Annotated in this window: 8 protein-coding genes; 3 read left to right on the forward strand and 5 right to left on the reverse strand. The window is 55.0% G+C overall.

Annotation, left to right across the window (positions count from 1 at the left end):
* Positions 1-63: 63 nt before the first annotated feature.
* The 3 genes from Q8O35_RS09250 to Q8O35_RS09260 all read right to left on the reverse strand — a co-directional run bounded on the left by Q8O35_RS09250 (position 64) and on the right by Q8O35_RS09260 (position 2236).
* On the reverse strand, positions 64-336 hold the full coding sequence (locus Q8O35_RS09250; RefSeq protein WP_305572518.1) for a hypothetical protein: 273 nt from the start codon (positions 334-336) through the stop codon (positions 64-66).
* 194 nt (positions 337-530) lie between these two features.
* The gene (locus Q8O35_RS09255; RefSeq protein WP_305572520.1) at positions 531-1232 is read right to left on the reverse strand and encodes a recombinase family protein; all 702 of its coding nucleotides are present in this window, start codon (positions 1230-1232) and stop codon (positions 531-533) included.
* 338 nt (positions 1233-1570) lie between these two features.
* Entirely contained in the window at positions 1571-2236 is a 666-nt protein-coding gene (locus Q8O35_RS09260) for an Abi-alpha family protein (protein WP_305572522.1), read from the reverse strand.
* A gap of 573 nt (positions 2237-2809) precedes the next feature.
* On the opposite strand from Q8O35_RS09260, the gene Q8O35_RS09265 reads away from it, so the two are divergent.
* Positions 2810-3568, forward strand: a complete 759-nt coding sequence (locus Q8O35_RS09265) for a hypothetical protein (protein ID WP_305572524.1) — start codon at positions 2810-2812, stop codon at positions 3566-3568.
* 71 nt (positions 3569-3639) lie between these two features.
* Positions 3640-4233: a hypothetical protein gene (locus tag Q8O35_RS09270; RefSeq protein WP_305572526.1), complete on the forward strand. Its 594-nt coding sequence runs from the start codon at positions 3640-3642 to the stop codon at positions 4231-4233.
* A gap of 251 nt (positions 4234-4484) precedes the next feature.
* Here the strand turns inward: Q8O35_RS09270 and Q8O35_RS09275 are convergent, their stop codons facing one another.
* Together Q8O35_RS09275 and Q8O35_RS09280 are read right to left on the reverse strand one after the other, a co-directional pair.
* Positions 4485-5369, reverse strand: a complete 885-nt coding sequence (locus Q8O35_RS09275; RefSeq protein WP_305572528.1) for a NotI family restriction endonuclease — start codon at positions 5367-5369, stop codon at positions 4485-4487.
* The gene (locus tag Q8O35_RS09280; RefSeq protein ID WP_305572530.1) at positions 5366-6541 is read right to left on the reverse strand and encodes a DNA cytosine methyltransferase; all 1176 of its coding nucleotides are present in this window, start codon (positions 6539-6541) and stop codon (positions 5366-5368) included. Before Q8O35_RS09280 ends, Q8O35_RS09275 begins: the two co-directional genes overlap by 4 nt.
* A gap of 1426 nt (positions 6542-7967) precedes the next feature.
* On the opposite strand from Q8O35_RS09280, the gene Q8O35_RS09285 reads away from it, so the two are divergent.
* On the forward strand, positions 7968-8156 hold a 189-nt coding region (locus Q8O35_RS09285), incomplete at its 3' end, for a hypothetical protein (RefSeq protein WP_305572532.1).

The following is an 8156-nucleotide window of genomic DNA, read 5'->3' on the forward strand; positions in this document are numbered from 1 at the left end:
AGAAAGCCCCCCAGAATCGCTTCCAAGGGGCCTCCGCAGCGTTGACCGTGGCTTGGTGGTACATCACCCCAGACACGTGTCCATCGTGTTGGCGAACTCCTCCACGAACATGGTCCGCAGCTTGGTTGCAGCCTTGGCAAGCTCGGCATGGGCGTCCATGAACTTCGCCCGCTGGTCATCGGTGAGCTGCTCCCAGGTCAAGAACACGCCCTTCGGAATGTCCTTCATCGGCTGGGTGTAGATGCTGCGGCCTGGGAGGACTTCCATTTCGTGCAAGGCGTAGCGGTCAGAGAAAGGAATATCGGACGCAATGGATTCAGGCATAGCAATAAGCATGGTGGACTCTCCTGCATGTTTGGCGTTGATTGTGGCGTATAGACTTTGCAAGCATACCACATACGCCAAGCTAGACAACAGAAATGATTCACTTGTTACTCTCAGTGCAGCAATTGAGATTGGTAGATGCCCAGTGGAAAAGAACAGATAGGCTGAAACGAAAGAAGCAATATTCCTTGCTCACTCCCAGACCATCAAATGAGCTTCCGATACCTCTGCCACAAGATTTGAGCATTCGCCCCAGAGTATTCCTTGCCCTGAACAGTCCGCAGCCCCATCGCATTCAGTGCTTGGGCCACTTCCGGGTATGGCATCCTCTTCTGGCCTGGATTGGCATGGCGCAACTTCTTGATGGACTCCAGGGCTTCCTTGAGAGCAGCCGGAACTGTCTCCTTGGTGAATGCCTTGCGGCCCTCACAACGCCCTGTAGCGGCCCTCTTCCTATCTCTTGCTGCCTTGAGCTTCGCCACGGTCATAGTCTTGTCATACTCCGCAATGGCACCGAACACTTGGCGAATGAGCTTACGAGAGGCATCGTTCTCCAGTAGGTCGGCACCCTCCATGACGGACATCAGGCTGAAGCCGCCCTTCTTGAAGTCGTGAATAATGGCTTCCTGCACCATCAGGTCGCGGGCCAGCCTATCCAGCTTCTCTATGATGACCAGCTTGATGCCATGCCCATTCTGCTCCAGTGATACCAGCATCTCTGCCAGGGCAGGGCGTACCTCGACGGTCCCAGAGACTCCTTCCTCCCTGAAGATGCGGACCAGCTTGATGCCGTGAGCCTTAGCGTAGGCGTGTATGGCCGCTTCCTGTCGAGCGAAACCATCACCATCAAGCTGCCCCTTCCCGCTGACCCTCACGTAGCCATATGCTGCCGTGGTATATGTGCTCATCCTGCCTCCCTGGCGAGTGTCGATTGGCCTTGAGCCATTGGCTATCAGCACATCCGGGGAACGTCAACAACAGATTTCTGTAGATTTGTGTACATTTCACTTAACTAGTTAAGGAACAGCGGACTAAAAATCCGGAGGTCGTGTAGTCATACCAATGGTTGCAGGACTACTGTGGCACATAGTGTGGCAGATGGAGGCTTGCAGTGTACTGAAGGACTGCCGCTTGAGATGCCCTTGCTCTGGAATCAGCCAGGACCACAGGCAGAACAAGACCCCGGCAGGGGGACACACGCCCACTCAGACACATGACGTTGGCCCTTCAGATTTTTGCGGCGGAATCAGGACTTCGGGTTAAGGGTACAGGCTTTAACAAAGGCCCTCCCAAGTGCAGTCAAGGAAACCAAGTGAACAACTTGCTGCTCTATGGCATGGGAGCAGATGCATCCAAGCCTCACCAAGTTCCAAAGGGCAACGTGCACATTTTCTTCAACTACCTGAACTTCCTTTGGGATTGGAACTTTGGTTGGATACGGCATCAAACTGTCAGGCAGGGCATAGGTGTAGAAGGATTCTAAAGGATTTCTTTCACTCCCTTCATGCATCAGATGAAGGATACGTACCTCCACTGGAGTTAACTCACTGAGTATGCTGACAAAGCTGCGCTTCACATCGACACCACTGTCGGCGTCAATGGCATTCACCAAGAGCCTTGCCCATGTGTCCTGAAGCACGTCATCTTCTTCCATCGAAGCTGCTTGCATGAGGGAGATTGCAATGTTCATCGGTACAGCACGTGTTGGCTGTTCTATCCCCTGCTCAAGCATGAACTCATGCGCCCGCTTCATCAGTCGCTGCTGGCGCTCCCACCGCATGTAGGCCAGCTTATCAGCAACGATGCCCATTGCGTTCTCCAGTGGAGCCTTGACGATTGGCGCGAGGAACTGCCCAAGCTCTCGCCCCGCATCAATCCCTTTGCCCGCTGTCTTTGCCCATTCGTCAGACATGCCCGCTCCTCCTTCGTGAGATTGACCCACAGTGCCGAAGAGGGCCACGAGGGTCAACACCCGGAGCATGTGGGAGGTATGTGAACAGGAAGCATCCACATCTGACCGCAGAAACCTCCTGATTGATTTCAGCTTGACCTGGGGTGCTGCGTCCTTTATTTAAGTACTGAGGGATTAACGATATGCTCCGTAAGTGTTGCTGCTGCTTGCTTCACAGGTATGTCTACATGTACAAGTTGCCGCCAGCAAGCCCCCGGAACACCTGAAGCCTATCCCGCAGGATGCCACGGCCTGATGGACTGCGAAGCCATGACGAGAGGAGCGAGAGCGACCTTGAAGGACACACCGACACCCATGCCTACAGCCTTACCCACCCACGCCATAACCATTCCATCCTCTGGACTTGGCCCAATCAGTTACGCCCCCATCGGCGGTACTGGACAACGTCCTTTCCGGCCCCTTGCTGGTGAACCTGAACCCTCGCCACTCCCCGCATCACCAGCCAGCAAGCCGACCAAGGCTCAGGCCAAGGGCATCAAAACGGTTCGTGCAGCGGCATCGCGCAAAAAGACCTTGGACGACTTGCTGTTCAGTCTCCAGGCTCCGCCAGCCCTGGAAGCCTTCTGCTTGTTCGACCTCTCGCGCTTCAAGTGGTTCCATGAACAGGAGGAGGAGTTCGACGGACCTTCTCGCAGATGGCGGCTGGACCTTCGCGGCAAGCCTTCGCTCGACAAGTTCCTCCAGCTGTTCAGGATGCGCCTCAAGCGCAAATACCCCGATGGCTGGTTCTTCTATCGGTGGAAGCTGGAGTTCAGTATGAATGCCAGACCGGTACTGACGCTCCATCTTCTCGGCGACCCAGGCACAGGCGGCACTCTGGGAGATGCCACGACCTACCTCACGAAGGCATGGCTGGAGGTCACTGGAAGCGATAACCCGGACCTCGTGACAGTCCAGGCGACTCACGAGGCATCCTTGTTCAGCTTTAGCAGCCCCACCGACCCGCGCCTCTCTCCAGACCTCCAGCGGCTTCTTCGGGGCCACTATGAGTTCGGGCAGATGCACAAGGCCCGGATGCCGAAGCTCCCACCAACCAGAGTCGAGGTGACGGAACAGCAGCTTCGGGAGGTATGTGAAATCCTTGCCGACCACCATGTCGAGTACGCTGGCATCGGCAGAACAAATAACGACCTCCTCCGGATGCTCAACGAGGCCAACTTCGGCAGGGCATTCATAAACCCTGTCACTGGGCCGAAGATTCGGGCAGTGCTGGGGCTGGAAGAATCGGGTTCTAGGCTCGGCGGAAATCCGAAGCCTTCGGTCATTGAGTAAACACCCACCACATTCTTTGTGGACGCAGAAGCCCAACCCGGTGTACATCCTTGGGAAAAGGAGTTCTTGCGATGCCGAAACAGACCGACAAACAGCACATTCTGAAAGTCCTGGGACTCACCTTCGTCGGGAACGTGCTCTCAGTGCTGCTGCCGTATCTCTACTTGGGGCAGATGGAGTACTACCGTATCGGCTTCGGCTTTGAAATGTTCAACAGATGGTCGTGGTTCATGCTTGCCCTTGCAGCAACAGCATCCAACTTCATGTACACGTACGTCGTGCTTGTAAACACCAAGCTGGAAGCGCAGAAGGTGGACGGAGAGACATTCGGTTACCTCTTGATGCTCGGCATGATACTATTCTTTGGGTTTTACCCCAGGCCAAAGGGACTCGGCATCGAATCCGACTCCGCTTGCATCTACGTGTATGGCGGTCTAGCTCTCGTCAACTGGGTATCTGTCGCAAACCTACGCAAACCCATTGAGACACGCATCCTTCGAATGGCCTTGAGCCTTGAAGGGAGTGACCATCTTGCAGCCGAAGCTAAACGAGTAGAGGAAGAGCACGAGGAGTGGGAGCGCAAGGCGGCGGAGATGTGCCCAAACGGCTATGTTCCTGCCTCGAAGCTGAAGGAGTTCGAGAAGCTAGAGAGCCAGAGAAAATAGACTTTACCCTCCCACGCCCGAATGAGGTACTACGAATAGTGGCATCTATGCCCCGGACCTCATCTGCACCGAGGTATTCAACCAATGCAGGAGTGTTGGCTTTTCCGGTGGTCCGCATATACGCACCAGTGGCTTTGCAGAAGTCCATCGCCAGAAACCACGAGCAGGCATCCCTGTCACGGAACACCCCTCGGACTTTGCGGCCCTCAAAGTTGAATAAAGGAGGAGGAAGGTGGCTCCTTAAGAGAGCGTCATCGGACCGCAAGCAGTTGCCGAATCTTGTCATCCAACGCATCACCAGACGGGAGGTTGGGACCAGAAACGAACCGTGCCGAGAAATCGTCGAGCGTGACCGTCGCAGACCGTACCAGCACAAGGTCGCGCATCTTCCCTGCCCCTTGGTCCACGCCAAGGTTGTAGGTCATCACTGTCAGCGTCTCGTGTGAAGCGGGCACCACAGGCATGTCCTTGCCCAGGATGTTCTCAAAGCGCTTGTATACGGCTTCAGGGACGATGAAGTACATCCCCTTCTTCACAAACTTTGAGCGCGAGTAAACAAGTCCCTTCCGGATAATTTGGGGGATAAGACGTTTGTGGACATTGGCCCAATTCAAGCCGTGCTGAGAAGGTGGCACCACGCTGGCCATATCCCTGGCAGCGTACCATGCATCCCGGTAATTCCCAGTAATGTCTATGCTCTGCACCTCAAGGCCAACGTACTCAATCAATCTACCTTGAGAAATCTTGGCAAGCACCCAGTCCATCGACAGGTCTTTGACTTGAACCTCACGCCCAGAGTTCTGCCCCAGTGCAACAACGCAATCCCCAGCATCTTCTGGACGCTGAATATAGGCATCAAAGAGCATGAACGGGATGTCTCCAAAGGCATCCTTTGCCACACTGGCAATGGTGGAATACCCATTCGCATAAAATCTGTTGGGGCAGATGATGGTGTTCTCGCCAGTGTTGCCGACCGAGCACGTTCCATAACAAATGGTGCTGTCATGATTCGTTTTGTTGCAAGCCTTCCCAATGAAGGGACAGGCGGACAAGTGCCAGAACTTTCTTGCAGTCGGAGTAGTGTCCAGAGGTGAAAAGCCAAAAACCTCAACAAGAGTGCGGGTTGCGCGGGTCATTGATGCATCAACCTCCGGATTTGAATGCCGAGAGCCTTCGCCAAAAGTGGCGGCACAGCGTTCCCAACCTGTTCGTACTGCTGCGTCAAGCCGCCAAGAAAGTGGTAACGGTCTGGAAAAGATTGGATGCGCGCAGCCTCACGCACGGACAATGCTCGGTCCTGAAAGGGATGAAAAAAACTGCCCCAGTGAGGGTCACACTTGGTCAGGATGGTCGAGCACATCTCATCGGGGTGGAGCCTCCCATAGCGTTTGGTGTGGTCACTACGGCGCGCCCTCTTCAACCCAGCGGGCAACATGTCAAAGGGAATGTCCCTCCAACTGCCGCCTTGGGGAATGTGTTGGAGCCGCTCCAGGTTCGCCTTTCCCAGTTTCGCGCAAGCATGGTTGGTCAGTACGGTCGAACCTTCCCTCAGCACCTCTTGATACGAAGATTGAGGTGCAATGGGGTAGTCGCACACTTCGAGAGACTGCCCAGGGGCCAGGGGAGGAAGGTCAGAAATAGCGTCCCAAACTGTGGTCATGGGCTTCAGGTCCGTGTTGAGCAGAGGCAGGATTCGCTGGCACAACTCACGAGAACCTGCGAAATTCGCCACCGCTTCGGCATCGTGGGTAGGTGAGGGAAAAACGACCTCCCCTCCATCACGTAGCGCAATGAAGACCATCCTGAATCGAAGCTGGGGAACGCCGTAATGTCCGGCGAACAGAATCTTGTACCCAACTGCGTACCCCATGCCGCATAAATGCTTGAGGATGGCCTCCACAACCGTGCCACGCCCCAGAGAGACAAGACCAGGAACATTCTCAATCAAGATAACCTTGGGCTTCAGGACTTCAGCAATCCGAAGGTATTCCTTGAACAAGTGGTTCCTCTGGTCATCCAAGGACCGTATGGGCGCATTGATGGAGAACCCCTGGCAGGGTGGCCCACCAGCCATGAGGTCAAGCTCACCAGGAGCAAGCCCGGTCAGCTTCTTTACCTCGGCAGCATCAAGCTCACGGATGTCATTGGCGACAACGGGAACGCCAGGATGGTTATGCGAATATGTGGAGAGGTAGGTCGCGTTGGCATCCAGCGCCAGCAAAGGACGAAATCCAGCCATTTCAAGGCCACAGGATAGGCCCCCTGCACCAGCGAAGAGGTCTACGAGTGTCATGTTGGGTATCGTCATGGGTGGCCTTTTACAGGTATCCTCCCGCCCAGGCAAGCCTACCCCCTCACCCAGTAAGGACCACGGCGAACCGAGACAACTTCCTTGCAGGGACCATGATTCGATTCCCTTGCAGTCAATCAAATCGTCCGGTACATCTTTGCACACGACAGAGGCCCCGGCCAAGGGCACACCGAAGGAAAGCGAGTGATGTAGGTGCGATGCACAGCCGAAGGTGCTGCTCCCTCCGCCTCCACCATCAGTCCATCCAAGATCATCCAGACAAGTCCAAAACATCAAGAATTTCAAAGACAACCCCGGAAAGAGCGTCCGGGGTTGTTTTGTTTCGTACGCAGAAAACCGAGCAACGCACCGCACAAGTCACCGGATACCCAGCCTTTTGTCACTGTCACACGAATGACCGCAGCCAGGGCCATGGTCAACATCTGTAACTTCGCACAGACCTGAATCGCCTAGCAACAGAATCACAAGGCCGTCTGCTTACTCTGTCCCTGCGCATGCTTGTGATGCGGGGTCAGCCAGTGCCACCAGAAGCAACACCGCGCGAAAGAGAGCAAAACCAAAACCCTGGCATCATTGGCACGTAATCTCCACGAACTCGGAGGAAAGTGCCGCGCCGCCGAGAATCCTTCGACGCCGATCCAGCCGACTTTGCTGCCCAATTGGCTGAAAGGCAATGCCGAATGGCACGCGCCATTGTGGAGGCCCGTCACGCCCTGCCCCTGGTGCGCATCCAGACTTCGCTTCTACGGGAAGGTACGGAGCTGTGCTTGGAGGCTTGTGGTGCCTACACCGGCCTGACGCACGCCCTGCGCCTCACCGCCTGCGCCTTGGCTGCACTCAATGGCCGCAAGGACGTGCGAGCGCAGACCTGGACAAGGCCCCCGAGCTGGTGCTGGTGCACCGTCGGCGCATACTGCCGCCCCCTGCTCTGCCAAAGCAGAAGAAGGAAAAGGAGCAGAAGCAGAAGGATCACATGCACGAACACACCCATCAAGCGTATACTGTTCTGCTAGCAGAGGTCGTGCCTCTCGCGACCAAGCATACCGGAGCGGGTCAAGCCTCGCGAAGGGCGCCGCCCAACTACACCTCGAATAATCACCACTCCCTTATGGCTTCACCTTCTTCGGTGGGGTTCACTCCCTCAAGCTTTTACTGACAGAAAATCGGCCGGTTGCTCACTAAATCCACCATGACGTTTGACAAGACAACATACCAATGGCATCAACTACGTAAAATAAAACATGCGTTGTCAATCGATTGCATGGTTCTATTTGGGCAAGTTGCAGAAATTAACCCTCAAAGACGCAAAAAGCGTTGAATGAAGCCAAAGACTGTCCGTGGCGAGCGAAGTCGCGGTTGTCATGTCCTGCCCGGATCGGCAAAGGTTGACCTAAAAACAGGCAACCAGCTCCAGGCTCGCATAATGAACATGCCAATCGCTGAACACAAAGGCGACAGCATGAAGCGCTTTACATTCGATTTTGGCGTATACGAGTTTCACCAGCATTACATTCTGGCACATCAATCAGAGGAGATTCATGCTGGGAAGCATAAATTCGGTGCGCTCTCTGGCATAGTGAGCGATCATTATCGTACTCCATTCGGACTTATC

The organism is Humidesulfovibrio sp. (assembly GCF_030689645.1).
Classification (GTDB): Bacteria; Desulfobacterota; Desulfovibrionia; order Desulfovibrionales; family Desulfovibrionaceae; genus Humidesulfovibrio.

Coding starts and splice junctions, on each gene's coding strand:
- Q8O35_RS09280 (WP_305572530.1), bottom strand. CDS start 6,541: ATGACGATACCCAACATGACACTCGTAGACCTCTTCGCTGGTGCAGGG.
- Q8O35_RS09275 (WP_305572528.1), bottom strand. CDS start 5,369: ATGACCCGCGCAACCCGCACTCTTGTTGAGGTTTTTGGCTTTTCACCT.
- Q8O35_RS09270 (WP_305572526.1), top strand. CDS start 3,640: ATGCCGAAACAGACCGACAAACAGCACATTCTGAAAGTCCTGGGACTC.
- Q8O35_RS09250 (WP_305572518.1), bottom strand. CDS start 336: ATGCTTATTGCTATGCCTGAATCCATTGCGTCCGATATTCCTTTCTCT.
- Q8O35_RS09255 (WP_305572520.1), bottom strand. CDS start 1,232: ATGAGCACATATACCACGGCAGCATATGGCTACGTGAGGGTCAGCGGG.
- Q8O35_RS09260 (WP_305572522.1), bottom strand. CDS start 2,236: ATGTCTGACGAATGGGCAAAGACAGCGGGCAAAGGGATTGATGCGGGG.